This is a genomic window from Streptomyces sp. NBC_00464 (assembly GCF_036013915.1).
In the GTDB taxonomy this organism is placed as follows: Bacteria; Actinomycetota; Actinomycetes; order Streptomycetales; family Streptomycetaceae; genus Streptomyces.
In genome coordinates this window covers 5,488,889-5,506,140 of sequence record NZ_CP107899.1, presented here as the reverse complement: position 1 = coordinate 5,506,140, position 17,252 = coordinate 5,488,889, and the positions used below count along the sequence as shown (strand labels likewise).

Sequence of the window (17,252 nt, the reverse complement as noted above, 5' to 3'; positions counted from 1 at the left end):
GGCTTCGCTGCCTACCCTGAGCACGCCATGCCCCCATCCTCCCCGCCCCCGTCACCGCCGCCCGCACGCCCGCCGGCGGACGGTCTGCCGCGCGCCGCCCTGCGCAATCTGCGCGAGATCGGCCATGCACTGTCCCATCCGTCCCATCCCCCGACACCCCTCCTGTCCGGCGCGCCGAAGCCGTGGCAGCGACTGCTTCCGTACGTCGTCGTCGTGGCTCTCGCCGCCGTCTTCATCCCGGTCACGATCACCGTCCTGAAGCACGAGTACGGCCTGAGCGGCGGCATCGCGGGCGCGCTCGGCGTCGCGCAGGCCGCGCCGCTCCTGATGCTGGCGCACCGCCCGCTGGAGGCCTGGTGGATCATTTTCCCGGCCGATGTCCTGGGCGCGATCGTGCTGCTCGTCCAGGACTCCGCGCAGAACTCCGCCTGGCCGTGGACACCGCCCGGTTTCGTCAGCTACCTCTTCCTGCTCCTGGCACTGAGCCTGCGCGAGCGGCGGCGGACGCTGATCGGTGTCTGGCTGGCGCCGGGTGTGGCGGGGTTCGTCCTGTATCTGGTCTCGAGCGACCGCGGCGACAACAACTCGATCCTGCTCATGATCCTCGGCGCCGTAGTGCTGGTGATCGGCACGGCGGTACGGGAACGGGGCGACGCGCAGCGTCTGCTCGCCGAGCAGGAGACCATCAACGAGGCCGAGCGGGCGCAGCGGACGCTGCTGGAGGAGCGGACCAGGATCGCCCGCGAGCTCCACGACGTGGTCGCGCACCACATGTCGGTGATCACGGTCCAGGCCGACTCCGCCCCGTACCGGCTGCAGGGGCTGTCGGACGAGGCGCGCGAGGAGTTCGGTTCGATCGCCGCGAGTGCGCGGGAGTCCCTCACCGAGATGCGGCGACTGCTGACGGTGCTGCGCAGCGAGGGCACGGAGGGTGAGCGGGCGCCTCAGCCGGGGCTGGACCGGGTGCAGCAGCTGGTGGAGGCGACGGTACGGGCCGGGCTGCCGGCCGAGCTGTCGCTGCCCGCCGGGCTGAAGGGTGTCCCGCCGGCGGTGGACCTGTCCGCGTACCGGATCGTGCAGGAGGCCCTGGCCAATGTGATGCGGCACGCGCCGGGCGCCCGGACCCGGGTGTCGATCAGCTCCGACGGTGCGCATCTGACGGTGCTGGTCGTCAACGACCCGCCGGAACCCACGGGTTCGTCGCTCGCTCCGCGTACTCCGGTGGAGACGACGGGGACGGGCCACGGGCTGGTCGGCATGCGGGAACGCGTACGGTTGACCGGCGGCACGCTCGATACCGGCCCGCTGCCGGACGGCGGCTTCCGGGTGGCCGCACGGCTCCCGCTGCCACCTGCATCGGCCCCTTCCGCCTCCTTGGTCCCGCCCTCGAATCCGGAGCACTCTTGACCATCCGTGTGATCATCGTCGACGACCAGGCCATGGTGCGGGCAGGATTCGCGGCGCTGCTGGCGGCGCAGGCCGACATCGACGTGGTCGGTGAGGCCCCTGACGGCCGCCAGGGCGTCGACGTCAGCCGCCGCACCCATCCGGACGTGGTCCTGATGGATGTGCGGATGCCCGAGATGGACGGCCTGGCCGCGGCCCGCGAACTGCTGAACCCGCCGGTGGGCGTGGTGCACGTGCCCAAGGTGCTGATGCTCACCACCTTCGACGTGGACGACTACGTGTACGAGGCGCTGCGCGTCGGCGCGTCCGGCTTCCTGCTGAAGGACGCCCCGCCGGCCGACCTGATCTCGGCGGTCCGGGTGGTGGCGGCCGGTGACGCACTGCTGGCGCCGTCCGTGACGCGGCGCCTGATCGCGGACTTCGCCCGGCAGCGGCCGTCGGGCACCACGCGCAGTGGGCCGGCGCTGCGGCTGAACGGGCTGACCCCGCGCGAGAAGGAGGTACTGGAACTGATCGCGCGAGGGCTGTCGAACCAGGAGATCGCGGGGCACCTGGTGCTGGCGGAGCAGACGGTGAAGACCCACATCGGGCGGGTGCTGGCCAAGCTGGACCTGCGCGACCGCGCCCAGGCGGTGATCTTCGCGTACGAGGCGGGGCTGGTGGTGCCGGGCGAGGGGTGAGGACACCAGCCCGGAGGTGGGGGCAGCCCCCCCGTACGCCCCCTACCCCGGTATCACCCCGCACTTGGCCCCCCGGTGTGACGCCCCCGCACCCGTCGTCCTCCTACCTTCCTCCCCGACGCGCCGAACGGCGTGCGCGAGCCGGTTCAGCCGGAGAGGGAGGGTCGGATGCGCCGCTATGCGAGGACCTTGGTCGCGGTCGCCCTGGCGACCACCGTCGTGTCAGGGACCGCCGGATGGGCGTCGGGAAATGCCCAGCAGGCGCTGACGGGTCCGCCGCCCGGCACCGCCGCCTGGCGGTCGGATCACGTACTGGGGCGGCAGCTGCCCGATCCGGAGCGGGACACGCCCGCCGAAGTGGCACGGTTCTTCCGGGGGTTGAGCGAGCAGGACCAGCGGTCCCTGACCGCCCGGCATCCGCTCGTCGTCGGGAACCTGGACGGCGCCCCGGCCGAACTGCGCTACCGGGCCAACGCCCTGGCCCTGAAGGCGGATCACGACCCCCGGTACGCAAGCCTCGCCGCGGACCCGCACCGCCACATCCTCGCGTTCGACCCGCGCGGCCGCGGCCAGGTAGCCGAGGTCTTCGGAGACTTGGACACCGCGGACCGGGTGTCCGTCGTGGTGCCGGGTTCGGACATCGACGCCGGGACCTTCGACCGTTCGAACGATGTGTACGGAACGCCCGCCGGTATGGCCAAGTCGCTGTACGCGGAAACCGGTCCGGGCAGTGCGGTGATCGCCTGGGCGGGGTACACCACCCCCGTCGGCGTCGGCGTGGACGCCGCGACCGGCTCGCTCGCCGAGGCCGGGGCGGACCGGCTGACCCGGTTCACGGACGGACTCGCGGCCGCCGGCGTGCCCGAGCCCACCGTGTTCTGCCACAGCTACGGCTCGGTCGTCTGCGGTCTCGCCGCGTCCCGGCTGCGCGCCACCGACCTGGTGGTCCTCGGCTCGCCCGGGATGCGGGCCGACCATGTCGACGACCTGCACACCGATGCCCGGGTGTGGGCCGCCAAGGACCCCGACGACTGGATCGACAACGTACCGAACGTCGAGTTCGCCGGGCTCGGCCACGGCGCCGACCCGACCTCCCCGGAGTTCGGCGCCCGCCGGGTGCCCGCCGCCGACGCCCACGGCCACACCGGGTACTTCGCCCCCGGCACCGAATCCCTGCACGCCTTCGCCGCGATCGCGGACGGCACGTACACCGTGGGCTCGTACACGGAAGGGAGCCTGCGATGAGTCTGCGCGCCCTCGCTTCCCGTATCGAATCCCGTACCCCCGCCCACCGCGACCGGGCCCTCGACGGGCTGCGCGCCCTGGCACTGCTCGCCGTACCCACCGGGCACTGGCTGCTCGGCGGGTTCCGGCTCGATGACGGCGGGGCCCTGCACAACGCCAGTCCGCTCTCGGCCTTCGGCGCGCTCGCCCCGATCAGCTGGGTGCTCCAAATGCTGGGCGTCTTCTTCCTGGTCGGCGGGTACGCCTCGGTGCTCTCCTACCGCCGGAGGAAGTCCACGACGGGGGCCTGGCTGCGGGGCAGGATGGCCCGCCTGGGCAGGCCGGTGCTCGGGGTGACGGCCGTCTGGGCGGCGATGATCCCGGTGCTGCACACGCTCGGCGTGCCGGGCGACACGCTGCGGACCGGGTCGACGCTGGTGATCCAGCCGCTCTGGTTCGTCGGCGTGTACGCGGTGGTCACCGCGCTGACGCCGTACTGCATCCGGATGGCGAAGAGGCTCGGCGGCTGGGCCGCGGCCCCGCTGCTCGGCGCGGTCGCCGTCGTCGACCTGCTGCGCTACGGACCGCTCGCCGACGCCATGCCCTCCTGGCTGAGCATGCTGAACATCGTTCCCGGGTGGCTCTTCGCGTACCAGCTCGGCGTCTCCTGGGGCGAGGGCCGGATCGGGAAGAGGGGCGCCCGGTTCCTCCTCGTCGCCGGTGGCGTGCTGTTCGCCGCTCTGCTGCTGCTCTTCCACTACCCGGCGTCGATGGTCGGGGTGCCGGGCGAGGCCCGTACCAACTCGCATCCGCCGTCGCTGTTGGTCCTGGCACTGGCCGCCGCGCAGAGCGGTGCGGCGATCCTGCTGCGTGGCCGGATCGGCGGGCTGCTGCGCAGGCCGCTGGTGTGGGCGCCGGTCGTGGTGATCAACCTGTCGGCGATGACGATCCTGTGCTGGCACCAGACGGCGATGCTGGCGGCAGCGGTACCGGCCTCCTTCGCCGGTACGGTGCCCGGCCTGACGACCGGTCCGGACACGCTCGGCTGGATCCTGGCCCGGCTGGCCTGGATGCCGGTGTTCGCGGGGCTGCTGGTGCTGATCGCGCGGTACGCCCGGCGGTTCGAGGCACCGTGGAAGGCGGGAACGCGGGCCGCGAACGCCCGCCGCGCGATGGCGGGGGTGCTCGCGGCGGGGTTCGCGGTGTTCGCGCTGGGGCTGGCGTGAAGGCGGAGCCCCCGGCCCTACTCGCGCGCGGCGGACGTCGAGCTCATGTCCGGGTAGCGGTCCCCCGCCACCTGGCCGGCGATCGGCTCCAGCAGCGCCAGCTCCTCGGCCGACAGCGTCAGCCGGGTCGCGCCGACGTTCTCCAGGAGCCGGCTGCTCTTGCGGGTGCCGGGAATCGGCACCACGGCCAGCCCGTGCACCTGGGCCCGCTGCTGGACCCAGGCGAGCGCCACCTGGGCGGCGGTGGCCCCGTGCGCGGCGGCGATCTTGTGGACGGGCTCAAGGAGGGCGGCGTTCGTCCTCGCGTTGTCGCCGGTGAAGCGCGGCTGGAACTGGCGGAAGTCGTCCTTCGCCAGGTCCTTGCCCGCGTCCGCGAACGCCCCGGTCAAGAAGCCCCGGCCGAGCGGCGAGTACGGCACGAAGGTCACGCCCAGCTCCACGGCGGCGGGCACGGCGCTGCGCTCGACGTCACGACTGAAGAGCGACCACTCGGACTGAAGGGCGGCGATCGGGTGCACGGCGTGCGCCTCGCGCAGCTCCGCACCGGTCACCTCGCTCAGCCCGAGCTGCTTGACCTTGCCCTGCTGCACCAGCTCGGCCATCGCGCCCACGGACTCGGCGAGCGGGACGGCCGGGTCGCGGCGGTGCATGTAGTAGAGGTCGATGACGTCGGTGTTCAGCCGGCGCAGGCTGTTCTCGACCGCCTGCCGGATGTACGCGGGGTCGTTGCGCACGCCCCGGTAGTGCGGGTCTTCGTCGCGCCGCTCGATGGCGAACTTCGTGGCGAGGGTGATCTCGTCGCGGTGCGCGCCGACGAAGGGCGCGATGAACGTCTCGTTGGCGCCGCTGCCGTAGATGTCGGCGGTGTCGAAGAGCGTGACGCCGGCCGCGAGGGCCGTCTCCAGCGTTTCGCGGGCGGCGGCCTCGTCGGTGTCGCCGTAGAACTCGCTCATGCCCATGCAGCCGAGCCCCTGGACACCGACCTGCGGGCCGCCGGTGCCGAGCTCCACGGTGGCGATCTTGTTGTCAGTCATCAGGCACTGGGCCTTTCCGGCGCCCGTCGGGCGCCTGCGTAGAACTCGATCTTGTAGTCGAGGACGGCGAGGGTGTCCTGGAGCTCCGCGATCCGCGTCCTCACGTCGCGGCGGGTCGCCTCCAGCAGTTCCTTGCGTTCCTCGAAGGTGTGGTCGCCCTCGCGCAGCAGTTCCGCGTACCGGACCATGTCCGCGACCGGCATTCCGGTCAGCCGCAGCTTGCCGACGAAGCCGAGCCAGTCCAGGTCGGCGTTGGTGAAGCGGCGCTGTCCCGTGTGCGACCGGTCGACGTGCGACATCAGACCGATCCGCTCGTACCAGCGCAGGGTGTGGGCGCTCAGCCCGGTGAAGGCGGCCACCTCGCTGATGGTGTAGCGGTCCTGGCCCTCGGGACGCGGATGCGGCCGGGGAGCCGATGAGCAGGCGTCCACCCCTGCCGAAGCGATCTCAGTCTCCGTCACCGTCATGTCCTCCACGCTAGAACCCTGGAGTGCACTCTAAGCAAGCGCAATCGGATGCGGGTTTCGACCGTTGACGATTCTGGCTAATGACGATAGCTTTGAGCTAACAACATTAGCCACGTGGAGGATGTCATGACCGAATACCTTGCCGTCGACGGCGGCACGATCGCTTACGAGGTGGCGGGGTCCGGTCCGCTGATCGTGCTCGCACACGGCATGGGCGACAGCCGCGCCGCGTACCGCACGGTGATTCCTTCACTCGTGACGGCCGGCTACCGGGTCGCCGCGGTCGATCTCCGCGGCTGCGGCGAGTCCGGCACCGACTGGCCGGACTGGAGCCGCACCGCCATCGCCGGCGATCTGCTCGCCCTGATCCGTCATCTGGGCGGCCCCGCCGTGCTCGTCGGCCATTCGATCTCCGGCGGCGCCGCCACCGTCGCCGCAGCGCAGGAACCCTCCCTGATCAGCGCGGTCGTCGAGCTGACGCCGTTCACCCGCAAGCAGTCGATCCGCCTCGGTGACCTGCGGGTGAAGCGCTTCCGGCGGGGCATGCTGCGCCTGCTCGGCGCGGGCGTGTTCGGCAGCGTGCCGCTGTGGCGCGCGTACCTCGATGTGGCCTACCCCGGGGTGAAGCCGGCCGACTGGGACGAGCGGCTCGGCCGCATCGACTCCCTGCTGCGCGAGCCCGGCCGGATGAAGGCCCTCCAGGGCATGGGCCGCAGCGCCCCGACCGACGCCGGCGCGCAGCTCGGCAACGTCCGCTGCCCGGTCCTGGTCGTCATGGGCACGCTCGACCCCGACTGGGCCGACCCGCACGCCGAGGGTTCGGCGATCGTCGATGCCCTGCCGCCCGGCCTCGGCCGCCTTGAGATGATCGAGGGCGCGGGGCACTACCCGCACGACCAGTTCCCCGACGAGGTGGTTTCCCTCATGCTCGCCTTCATCCGCTCGGACGCCACCCGTGCCTAGGGCCGGCCTGGACCCGACGGCCGTGGTCGCCGCGGGTGCCGCGCTCGCCGACGAGGTGGGCCTCTCCCGTCTGACGATGGCGCTGCTGGCCGAGCGGGTGGGCGTACGCACTCCGTCCCTGTACAAGCACGTGGGCGGCCAGGACGACCTCATCCGCCGCATCGCGGCCCTGGCGTTGAGCGAGACGGCCGACGCCGTCGGCGCCGCGGTCCAGGGGTACGCGGGCCGCGACGCGCTTGCGGCAGCGGCCCGTGCCTTCCGCGCCTTCGTCCTGGAGCACCCCGGCCGGTACGCCGCGACGATCGGCGTGGAACCGTCCGGCCCGGACGATCCGCTGGCCACCGCAGGCCGACGGTTGCTCGACGCGTTCATGGCGGTCCTGCACGGCTACGACATCGCCGAGTCCGATGCGAACCACGCCCTGCGCATGCTCCGCGGCCTCTGCCACGGCTTCGCCACGTTGCAGGCGGCCAACGCCTTTCAGTGGAGCACCGACGTCGACGAGAGCTTCGAGTGGCTGATCACCTTCGCCGACCGGGGCCTGCGCGCGATGTGAGCCTGCCGCACGGGGCATCTCGCCACGGGCACTAATCTCGTACGTATGCAGAGCCTGGCGATGATCGAGAACTGGCCCGTCCCCACCGCGGCAGCAGCCGTCGTACGAGCGGACGGCACCGTCCTCGGCAGGCACGGCCCCACCGCGCACCGCTTCCCGCTCGCCTCCGTCACCAAGCCGCTCGCGGCCTACGCGGCCCTGGTGGCGTACGAGGAGGGCGCGGTCGAGCTCGACGAGCCGGCCGGTCCCGAGGGTTCCACGGTCCGCCACCTGCTCGCCCACACCAGCGGTCTCGCGTTCGACGAGCACCGGGTCACGGCCCCGCCCGGCACCCGTCGGCTGTACTCCAACGCCGGCTTCGAGGTGCTGGGCGACCACATCGCGAAGGCCACCGACATCCCGTTCCCGGAGTACCTGCGCCAGGCGGTGCTGGAGCCCCTGGGCATGGCCTCGACGACCCTGGACGGCTCGCCCGCCCGTGACGGCGTCTCGACCGTCGACGACCTGGCGCGGTTCGCGGCCGAGGTCCAGGCACCCCGCCTCCTCGACCCGCGCACGGTGCTGGAGGCGCAGAGCGTCGTCCACCCCGGGCTGAAGGGCGTCCTGCCGGGATACGGCCACCAGAACCCCAACGACTGGGGCCTCGGCTTCGAGATCCGGGACCACAAGTCACCGCACTGGACCGGTGGTTCCTCCTCCCCCGCGACCTTCGGGCACTTCGGGCAGTCGGGCACGTTCCTGTGGATCGACCCCGCCGCCGGGGTGGCCTGCGTGGCGCTCACCGACCGGGCCTTCGGGCCGTGGGCGGCCGAGGTGTGGCCGCCGTTCACGGACGCGGTGCTGGCGGAGCTGAGGGCGTAACCGCGCCCGTGAGCTGACCGTCGCCGGCTGAACGCCGCCGTCCGCTTCCCTGACGAACTCTCGCCATGACGCAGTCCCGCCACAGGAACCGCGATTGGCGGGATCTCCGGCCGCGCAGATCCCACCTATGACGCGACCAAGACGCAAACTTCGATATCTCCCCGCGGCAACCGCCACCGCTCTGCCCCTGGCGCTCAGCGGTGCTCTGCTGGTCTCACCGGCGGCCGCTGCGGACGACGCGGCTTCGACGAGCAGTGCGACCACCGCGGTCACGGCGTCAGCCGGGCAGGCCGCCCACGACATCACGCTGGTCACCGGGGACGTCGTCCACTACACGGACCGGCCCGGTGACCAGGACGACGTCACCGTCGACCGGGCCCCGGGCGCTCACGGTGGAGTGAGCGTGCAGAGCTACGGACACCACACCTATGTGATCCCCACCGAGGCGATGGGGCTGATCGCCGCCGGGAAGCTCGACGCGGAGCTGTTCAACGTCACCGGGCTGGTGGACATGGGCTATGACGACGCCCGGTCCGATGGCATACCCGTGATCGCCACCGCGCCGAGCGGGCGCGGTGCCGTGGCGCCCGCGGCGCCGGACGGGGCCTCGCAGGTGCGGAAGCTCGGCGGGGTCGACGCCACGGCGATGAAGGCCGACGCCGGTCACGCCCGTGCGTTCTGGAAGGACATCGCCCCGTCGGCCGCGCCGAAGACGCGCGCGTTCGACGCGGACAGCGGCATCGGCAAGCTGTGGCTCGACCGCAAGGTGCAGGCGGCGCTCAGCGACTCGGTCGCGCAGGTGCGCGCGCCCGAGGCCTGGGCGAAGGGGCTGGACGGGACCGGCAGCAAGGTGGCCGTCCTCGACACCGGGATCGACGACACCCACCCGGACCTGAAGGACGTGGTCGCGGCCGAGAAGAGCTTCGTGCCGGGAGAGAGCGCGGACGACGGGCACGGGCACGGTACGCATGTGGCCTCCACGATCGCCGGGTCGGGCGCCGCGTCCGGCGGCAAGGAGAAGGGCGTCGCACCGGGCGCGAAGCTCTACATCGGCAAGGTCCTGTCCAACGCGGGCGGCGGCGCCGAGTCGGGGATCATCGAGGGCATGGAGTGGGCCCGGGAGCAGGGTGTCGACGTGGTGTCGATGAGCCTGGGCACCAACACCTCGTCCGACGGAACCGACCCGCTCTCGCAGGCCGTCGACCGGCTGTCCGCCGACGGCGGCCCGCTGTTCGTGATCGCCGCCGGAAACAACTACACGGCGGGCTCGATCGGTTCGCCCGGCGCCGCGGCCTCCGCGCTGACGGTGGGCGCGGTCGACCAGCGTGATGGCCGGGCGGCCTTCTCCAGCATGGGGCCGGTGGCGCACTCCTACGCCCTGAAGCCGGACATCTCCGCACCCGGCGTGTCCATCAGCGCCGCTGCCGCCCACCCGGCGGCCGGCGCACCGATGTACCAGTCGATGAGCGGTACGTCGATGGCCACGCCGCACGTCGCGGGCGGCGCCGCGATCCTGCACCAGGCACACCCCGACTGGGACGCGGACCGGATCAAGAACGCGCTGATGACGACGTCGAAGAAGCTGACCGGCATGACGCCCTATCAGCAGGGCAACGGACGCATGGACGTCACCGCGGCCGTGGAATCCACCATCGAGGCGCCCGGCTCCGTTCCGACGGCGGCCTTCAAGTGGCCGAACGCGGACGCGGCCCCGGTCGACCGCACCGTCACCTACCACAACACCGGCACGGCCGACATCACCCTGGACCTGAGCCTGGACACCAAGAGCGCGACGGTGTCGCTGCCCGACTCGTCGGTGACCGTCCCGGCGGGCGGCACCGCGCAGGCGACGGTGCGGATCGACCCGACGGGTCTGCCCGCGTCCACTGCGGCCACGGGGCTGTCCGGTCAGGTCACCGCGACGGACCGGGCGACCGGCGCGGCCGTCGCGCACACGGCGTACGCCCTGTTCAAGGAGCCGGAGGCCTACGACTACACGATCGAGCTGACCGGCCGGGACGGAAAGCCCGCCAACGGCACGGTCGCCCTGACCTATCCCGGCAACGCGGCACCCGGCTTCGTCGCGGTGTACGGCAGCACCACGCTGCGCCTCCCGCCCCGCAGCTACTCGGCGTTCGGCTTCCTGGACGTGAACGGGGAAGGCCCTGACGACCTCGGCATGGCGATGCTCGTCGCTCCGGACATCGCCGTGGGCCCCGGCGGTGCGACGGCGCACCTCGACGCCACCAAGGCCCGCCGGGTGCGCGCCACCGCGCCGCGCGAGACGGAGAACGGGCAGACGGTCATCCAGTACCGGCGCAGCCTCGCCGGTGGTGGCGCCCTCGGTTCGGCGTTCGTCCTGGACAAGACGTACACGGATCTGTACATCTCGCCCACGGCTCAGACGGAGAACGGCGTCCAGGACCTGATGGTCCACTGGCAGCTGCGGCAGAAGGCCCTCGACGCGACCACCGGCACCGGTCGCACCGTCGAACTCACCGGGCAGGACGGCACCGCCCACCACGACGGTCTCCGGATCCTCAGGACCGTGTACGCGGGCGCCGGCACCCCGGCCGACTACACGGGCCTGAACGCGAAGGGCAGGGCCGTCATCGTCGACCGCGGCACGTCGAGCCCCGAGGAGCGGGCCCGCGCCGCCGCCGACGCGGGGGCGGCCATGCTGATCACCGTGGACGACGAGCTCGGCCGGCTGTACGAGGCGTTCGGCGACAACCACGGTCTGACGCTGGCCAGCACGGGCAGCGCGGACGGGGCGCGGCTGGTCAAGGAGGCGAGGACCGGCTTCGGCTTCCTGAGCCTCACCGAGCACCGCTACCCGGACTACCAGTACGACCTGCTCCAGTACCAGAAGGGTTCCATCCCGGACCGGGACCTGGTCTACTCCCCCGACGCCGCGGACCTGGCGCGTGTGGACACCTCGTTCTACGCGCTCCGCAAGGAGGCGGGGACGCGCGAAGGGCTCGGCCACCGCCTCTTCTCGCCCGCCTGGGGTCAGGGCGTGGGCGGTACGCAGAAGGAGGGCTACCCGGACGAGCGCACCGACTACATCACTCCGGCACCGGCCGGGCTCGGCGTGTGGAACGAGGACCACCGGTTCACCCTGAGTTCCCTCGGCGCCGACTCCGTCCTGGAGGTCGCGCCGGGGCAGGTGTACGCCGCGGGCAAGCGCTACCCCGGTGACTGGTTCAAGCCCGTCAACGCCCCCCGGTTCGGTGAGGGCCTGTGGCGGCCCAGCCGTACCAGCAACGGGCTCTCCTGGAGCGTGCCCGCCTGGTCCGGTGGCTCCGACGGCCACATCGCGCGGTCGCCCGGCGGCGCCGCCTCCTCCGAACTGCGCCGTGGTGACACGGTGTTGGGCACGGGCGCCTACGCCGGCTACTACACCGGTCTGCAGGCCGCCGAGCAGGAGTACACGCTCAGGTTCAAGGCGGACCGCGACAACGGCACCTGGGCCGGGTCCACGTCCACGGACACCACCTGGACGTTCCGCTCGGCGGCGCCGCCGCAGGGCACTCCCAAGAAGGAGGTCCCGGTCCTCGACCTCGGGTACGACGTCGACACCGACCTGCGCGGGCAGGTGCGCGCGGGCAGCCGGGTACCGCTGGGTCTGAGCTCGTCCAGCTACACCAGCGGCGTCACGGCGACCGGGGCCACGCTCCAGGCGTCGTACGACGACGGGAAGACGTGGCGGCCCGTCACGCTGACGAAGTCCGGCGACGGGAAGTGGCGGACGACCCTCAGCACGCCGCGCCACCCCGGTGACTGGGTCTCGCTGCGGGCGACCGCTGAGGGGCCGGACGGGCTGAAGGTCACGCAGGACGTCGTCCGGGCGTTCGGCCTGAAGTAGCCGCACCGCGAGGAGCACGGCGGATCCCGGCCCCGTCGGGGCCGGGATCCGTCGCGTCGGTCAGCGGTCGCTCACCGCTCCGGTCAGACCGTCGCCACGCGTCCCGCGTACCGCTGGGTCCACCCCGTCCCGGTGTTGGCGGTGAGCACCACGTCGTAGTAGCCGTGCTCGGTGGGCCAGTGCACGACGGTGGAGGCGCCGCCGGGAACGATGAACTTCCGGGTGCCGCCGAGATAGTCGTTGGCCTTCAGGGCGTAACGGACGGGGTGCTTGCCGTCGTTGTGCAGCCGCAGCCTGACCTCGGCGCGCCGGCCCCTCACCAACTCCGCCTCGACGTGCGGAATGCCGATGTGCTTCTTGCCCCTGCTCTCGCTCTCGGGGATCACCTGTCCGGCGAAGGAGCGCAGGAAGCCGTCGGGGCCGTAGACGGAGAAGGCGTACCTGCCGTCGGTCCCGTTCGTGTCCCAGGTGTACGAACGCGGGGTCGCCGCGCTCACCGTGTACGGCGCGTTGTCGAAGGCGAGGTACTGGTCGGGGAAGACCTGGAGGCTCACCGCCTTGCCCTCCGGGCCGCCGGCCAGGGTCATGGACGCCGTCACCGTGCCGGCCGAGCGGTCCTCGGTGAAGGTCGCGTGCGGGTGGAAGGAGAGGCCGCGCGGCTTCATCCTGTCCTCCGGCAGCTTGGGCGGGGTCCCGGTGACCGGGTCGGCGATGACGACCGGGCCCGGCCGGGGGTGCGCGAAGTCGATCGCGCTGGTCAGGTCGCCGGCGATGGAGCGGCGCCAGTCGGTGATGTTCGGGCAGGTGAACGGCTTGCCCAGATGGGAGGCCCAGGTCTCCAGGAACTTCACCGTCGAGGTGTGGTCGAACACCTCCGATGCGACATAGCCGCCCCGCGTCCACGGCGAGACCAGCACCATCGGCACCCGGGGGCCGAACCCGTACGGAGTGGTGCCGGAGAACTCGCCGGGCGTGCCCTCCTCCGGGCGCGGGGGCAGGACGTGGTCGAACTTTCCGTCGTTCTCGTCGTAGGTGATGATCACCAGGGTGTGGTTCCAGATGTCCTCGTTGCTCTGGAGCGTCTTGAGGACCTTGTTCATGTACCGCTCGCCGTGCACCGTGTCGAAGCCCGGGTGCTCGCTCCACGCGGCGGGCATCACCACCCAGGAGACCTCGGGAAGCGGGTGCTCGGCGCCCGGCTCGCAGGCCGCGATCAGGTCGCGGAGCACGGCGTCGAGGTTCGCCTCGGAGTCGTCGTTGGGCGTGGTGGCGCCCTCGTAGACGAAGGAGTTGGCCTTCCAGATCTTGCCGGTGCCCGGTGCGAGGTCGGCCTCGTCCGCCGTACGGGGGTCGAAGGAGGCGAAACTGTTGGTGACGTTGCAGCCGTACTCACCGACGTAACCGCTCTGGAGGCTGCCCCGGACACCGTTGCCGCTGTTGTCGGAGTAGACACGCCAGTCGATGCCGGCCTGCTGGAGCTGCTCGGGGACGGTGGTCCAGCTGCGGCTGTAGTCGTTCTGCCTGGCGTTGGTGACCTCGCCGCCCGCCGCACCGGTCATCAGGTAGTAGCGGTTCGGGATGGTCGGCCCGTGCAGCGAGCAGAAGTTCATGTCGCAGACGGTGTACTGGGAGGCGAGCGAGTACATCCACGGCATGTAGTCGGGCGTGTAGTACCACATGCAGTGGTCGCCCTTGTCCTTCACCCAGGTGTTCCAACGCCCGTCGTTGGCACCGTAGAAGTTGTGGTTGTCGCTCCAGGTGGCGGTCGACACGGCGGGCGTCACGATGGCGCCGGTGGCGTCGCGCTGCTGGAAGACGTCGGTGCCGTCCTGGAACTTCAGGACCTGCTTGTCGTGGTGCCCGCGTACGCCGGGCAGCTGGCCGAGGTAGTGGTCGAAGGAGCGGTTCTCCTGCATCAGGATCACCACGTGCTTCAGATCGGATATGTCTCCGTTGAAGCCCTTGGGCAGGTGGTACTCGGCCGCACTGGCCTGCGCCCCGCCGACCGCCCCGGCGACCGGGCCGGCAGCGATCGCGCCGAGGGTGACGGCGGCCGTCTGGAGCATCCGGCGCCGGGTGAGGGGGAGTTCATGGGTGCTGAAAGTCATCAGGGGGACCTCTGGGGGAGAGTGGTTCAGGGGGCGAACGTCGGCGCGTTCCTGCGAAAACTAGGCCGCCGGGGCGAACGGCGGGCGAACCAGGGACGTATTCCTGAGGCACCGGAAGATTTCCACGGGGTTCGGTGCCGGGTCGAGACGCTTCACGGTGATAGCCGAAACTCGCGCCCGGTTGGCCGGTCGGCCGGTCTTGCCGTCCCACTCCCGGAGATCGCGGAGAGCCGCTAACCTCCCCGGCCATGACCGACATAGCCCGCGCCACCGCCTCCGACGTCCCGGCGCTCGCCGCCGTCCTCGCCAGTGCCTACGCCGAGGACCCCGTCTGGTCCTGGCTGATGCCGCACGACCGGGACCGGCGGCTGCGGCTGCTGTTCACCGCGCATCTGGCCCAGCAGGTGCCTGCGGGCCGGGTGTGGACCGACCCGGACCGCACGGTGGCGGCGGTGTGGGCGGAACCCGGGCAGTGGAAGCTCCCGGTGAGCTACCTGCTGCGCAACGCGGGCACGCTGCTGCGGGCGGGCCGGGCCCAACTCCCCCGGACGGGCCTGCGGTTGCTGGCGCTGGAGCACCGCCATCCGGCCGAGCCCGCGCACTGGTACGTCGAGTACATCGGCACCCACGCCGACGCGCGCGGCACGGGGCGCGGGTCTCAGGTGCTGGGCGGGCTGCTGGAGCAGGCCGACACGGACGGGCGGCCGGTGTTCCTGGAGTCGAGCAACCGGCGCAACCTGACGTTCTACGAGCGGCACGGGTTCGCCGTGCACGAGGAGATGGCGTTCCGGTCCGGGCCGCCGATGTGGTCGATGTGGCGCCGGGACACCGGTCAGTAGGTCAGGCCGGCAGTTCCCAGATCAGCACCTCGGCCGCCCCGCCCGCCACCAGCTCCAGGCCCTCCTCCCCGGCGATCCGCACCGCGTCGCCGGCCGCCAGCGCCTCGTCGCCGAGCCGCACGTCCCCGGCCACCACATGCACGTACACCTGCGGCGCGTCCGGCACCGCCGTGCGCTCCCCTTCGGTCAGCCGGCGCACATGGAGCATCGCGCCGGCTTCCGGCAGGGCGTACGGGGTGGAGTCGGCGATGCCGGGGACGGTCGTGTACGCGGGTTCGCCGCTCGGTTCCAGGGGTGCGAGCCACATCTGGAGGAACGTCAACGGGCCTTCCCCGTCGTTGCGTTCGACGTGCCGGACGCCGGATGCGGCGCTGAGGTGCTGGACGTCCCCGGGCCGTACGACCGTGGCGTGACCGGCCGAGTCGCGGTGGGTCAGCTCGCCCTCCACCACCCAGGTCACGATCTCCGTGTGGCTGTGCGGGTGCTCCTCGAAGCCCGCGCCGGGGGCGAGGCGCTCCTCGTTGCAGGCCAGGATCGGGCCGAAGCGGAGGTTGTCGGGGTCGTAGAAGGTGCCGAAGGAGAAGGAGTGCCGGGACTCGATGCCGGCCGCCCCGTCCCCGCCTCTGAAGCGGTCGCCCGAGCGACATACGGAAATCACCCGCCCACGGTAGCCCGGCCCCGCGGAACAAGGACCGTCCGTGGCCGGCTACCCGGCGGTACGACCCGCCACCCGCCCCGCCCCTTCGGGCACCCGTCCGGATAGGGCAGTCTTGTCCCCGTGCCCCGACCCGATCCTGAGCAGCCCGCTGCGAACGCCGCCCATCTCCATGCCGCGACCCTGAAACGGCTGGAGCAGTCCTCCGGCCGGCTGGCCGCGAACGCGATCGCCCGCATGGACGAGTCGCTGCCCTGGTACCGGGCGATGCCACCGGAGAACCGGTCCTGGATCGGCCTGGTGGCCCAGGCCGGTATCGCCGCGTTCACGGAGTGGTTCCGGCATCCGGAGACCCCGCAGGCGATCTCCACCGATGTGTTCGGTACGGCTCCGCGCGAGCTGACCCGGGCGATCACGCTGCGGCAGACCGTCGAGATGGTGCGGACGACCATCGAGGTCATGGAGGCCGCGATCGACGAAGTCGCCGCGCCCGGCGACGAGTCGGTACTGCGTGAGGCGCTGCTCGTCTATGCGCGGGAGATCGCCTTCGCGACCGCGCAGGTGTACGCCCAGGCCGCCGAGGCCCGGGGCGCCTGGGACGCCCGCCTCGAATCGCTCGTGGTCAACGCGGTGCTGTCCGGGGAGGCCGACGAGGGCGCCGTGTCCCGGGCCGCCGCGCTCGGCTGGAACTCGCCCGAGCATGTATGCGTGCTGCTCGGTACGGCCCCGGACGGGGACAGCGAGCTGACGGTGGAGGCGATCCGCCGGGCCGCCCGGCACGCCAAGCTCCAGGTCCTGACCGGGGTGCTGGGCAACCGCCTGGTCGTCATCGCGGGCGGCAGCGACAACCCGCTCCAGGTCGCGAAGGCGCTGATCGGCCCGTATGCGGCGGGTCCGGTCGTCGCCGGTCCCGTGGTGCCGGACCTGCTGGCGGCCACCCGGTCCGCGCAGGCGGCCGCCGCCGGACTCAAGGCGTGCAGCGCCTGGCAGGACGCCCCGCGGCCCGTCCTCGCGGACGATCTGCTGCCGGAGCGCGCGATGGCGGGCGACCCTGCCGCGCGCGATCAGTTGGTGGAGGAGATCTACAGACCGCTCGAAGAAGCAGGTTCGGCCCTCCTGGAGACGCTGAGTGTGTATCTGGAACAGGCGAGCAGCCTCGAAGGTGCGGCCCGGATGCTGTTCGTCCACCCCAACACCGTGCGCTACCGGCTCCGACGTGTGACAGACGTCACCGGCTGGTCGCCCTCCGACGTCCGCTCGGCGTTCACTCTGCGGATCGCCCTGATCCTGGGGCGCTTGGCCGACAGAGATCTCCAGTCCTAGACTTTTGTCGGACTTCAACAATTCCCCATACGGTTCTTCGT

The 17,252-nt window shown here is 71.8% G+C and carries 14 protein-coding genes; 10 read left to right on the top strand and 4 right to left on the bottom strand.

The genetic code is table 11. The features are described 5' to 3' along the window. Window positions 1-27 precede the first annotated feature (27 nt). The 4 genes from OG912_RS24700 (at window position 28) to OG912_RS24685 (ending at window position 4,537) form a co-directional block, all read left to right on the top strand. Window positions 28-1,407 (top strand): sensor histidine kinase, encoded by a 1,380-nt coding sequence (locus tag OG912_RS24700; RefSeq protein WP_327711282.1) that lies wholly within the window; start codon window positions 28-30, stop codon window positions 1,405-1,407. Continuing rightward, on the top strand, window positions 1,404-2,087 hold the full coding sequence (locus tag OG912_RS24695; protein ID WP_327711281.1) for a response regulator transcription factor: 684 nt from the start codon (window positions 1,404-1,406) through the stop codon (window positions 2,085-2,087). Before OG912_RS24700 ends, OG912_RS24695 begins: the two co-directional genes overlap by 4 nt. Before the next feature lie 168 nt (window positions 2,088-2,255). Further along, window positions 2,256-3,332, top strand: a complete 1,077-nt coding sequence (locus OG912_RS24690) for an alpha/beta hydrolase (RefSeq protein ID WP_327711280.1) — start codon at window positions 2,256-2,258, stop codon at window positions 3,330-3,332. After that, the gene (locus OG912_RS24685) at window positions 3,329-4,537 is read left to right on the top strand and encodes an acyltransferase family protein (protein ID WP_327711279.1); all 1,209 of its coding nucleotides are present in this window, start codon (window positions 3,329-3,331) and stop codon (window positions 4,535-4,537) included. Before OG912_RS24690 ends, OG912_RS24685 begins: the two co-directional genes overlap by 4 nt. A 17-nt stretch (window positions 4,538-4,554) precedes the next feature. On the opposite strand, the gene OG912_RS24680 is transcribed toward OG912_RS24685, so the two are convergent. Continuing rightward, entirely contained in the window at window positions 4,555-5,571 is a 1,017-nt protein-coding gene (locus tag OG912_RS24680; RefSeq protein WP_327711278.1) for an aldo/keto reductase, read from the bottom strand. Next, entirely contained in the window at window positions 5,571-6,038 is a 468-nt protein-coding gene (locus OG912_RS24675; protein ID WP_327711277.1) for a MerR family transcriptional regulator, read from the bottom strand. Before OG912_RS24675 ends, OG912_RS24680 begins: the two co-directional genes overlap by 1 nt. Window positions 6,039-6,164: 126 nt before the next feature. Between OG912_RS24675 and OG912_RS24670 the strand changes: the two genes are divergently transcribed. The 4 genes from OG912_RS24670 (at window position 6,165) to OG912_RS24655 (ending at window position 12,286) form a co-directional block, all read left to right on the top strand. Beyond that, window positions 6,165-7,001, top strand: coding sequence for an alpha/beta fold hydrolase (locus OG912_RS24670; RefSeq protein WP_327711276.1), 837 nt, complete (start codon window positions 6,165-6,167; stop codon window positions 6,999-7,001). Window positions 7,002-7,023: 22 nt separating this feature from the next. Continuing rightward, window positions 7,024-7,557, top strand: coding sequence for a TetR/AcrR family transcriptional regulator (locus OG912_RS24665; protein ID WP_327713533.1), 534 nt, complete (start codon window positions 7,024-7,026; stop codon window positions 7,555-7,557). Between the two features lie 45 nt (window positions 7,558-7,602). Next, entirely contained in the window at window positions 7,603-8,418 is an 816-nt protein-coding gene (locus OG912_RS24660) for a serine hydrolase domain-containing protein (protein WP_327711275.1), read from the top strand. A gap of 127 nt (window positions 8,419-8,545) precedes the next feature. Beyond that, window positions 8,546-12,286, top strand: a complete 3,741-nt coding sequence (locus OG912_RS24655; protein WP_327711274.1) for a S8 family peptidase — start codon at window positions 8,546-8,548, stop codon at window positions 12,284-12,286. A gap of 83 nt (window positions 12,287-12,369) precedes the next feature. Here OG912_RS24655 and OG912_RS24650 read toward each other — a convergent pair whose 3' ends face one another. Then, window positions 12,370-14,394 (bottom strand): alkaline phosphatase family protein, encoded by a 2,025-nt coding sequence (locus tag OG912_RS24650; RefSeq protein ID WP_327711273.1) that lies wholly within the window; start codon window positions 14,392-14,394, stop codon window positions 12,370-12,372. 248 nt (window positions 14,395-14,642) lie between these two features. Here OG912_RS24650 and OG912_RS24645 point away from each other — a divergent pair, with 248 nt between their 5' ends. Further along, window positions 14,643-15,233 (top strand): GNAT family N-acetyltransferase, encoded by a 591-nt coding sequence (locus tag OG912_RS24645; RefSeq protein WP_327711272.1) that lies wholly within the window; start codon window positions 14,643-14,645, stop codon window positions 15,231-15,233. A gap of 1 nt (window position 15,234) precedes the next feature. Here the strand turns inward: OG912_RS24645 and OG912_RS24640 are convergent, their stop codons facing one another. Further along, window positions 15,235-15,891: a pirin family protein gene (locus OG912_RS24640; RefSeq protein ID WP_327711271.1), complete on the bottom strand. Its 657-nt coding sequence runs from the start codon at window positions 15,889-15,891 to the stop codon at window positions 15,235-15,237. Between the two features lie 120 nt (window positions 15,892-16,011). On the opposite strand from OG912_RS24640, the gene OG912_RS24635 reads away from it, so the two are divergent. After that, window positions 16,012-17,211 carry a PucR family transcriptional regulator gene (locus OG912_RS24635; protein ID WP_326736014.1) on the top strand — a complete coding sequence of 400 codons (1,200 nt, stop codon included), beginning with the start codon at window positions 16,012-16,014 and terminating at the stop codon, window positions 17,209-17,211. Window positions 17,212-17,252: the final 41 nt, after the last annotated feature.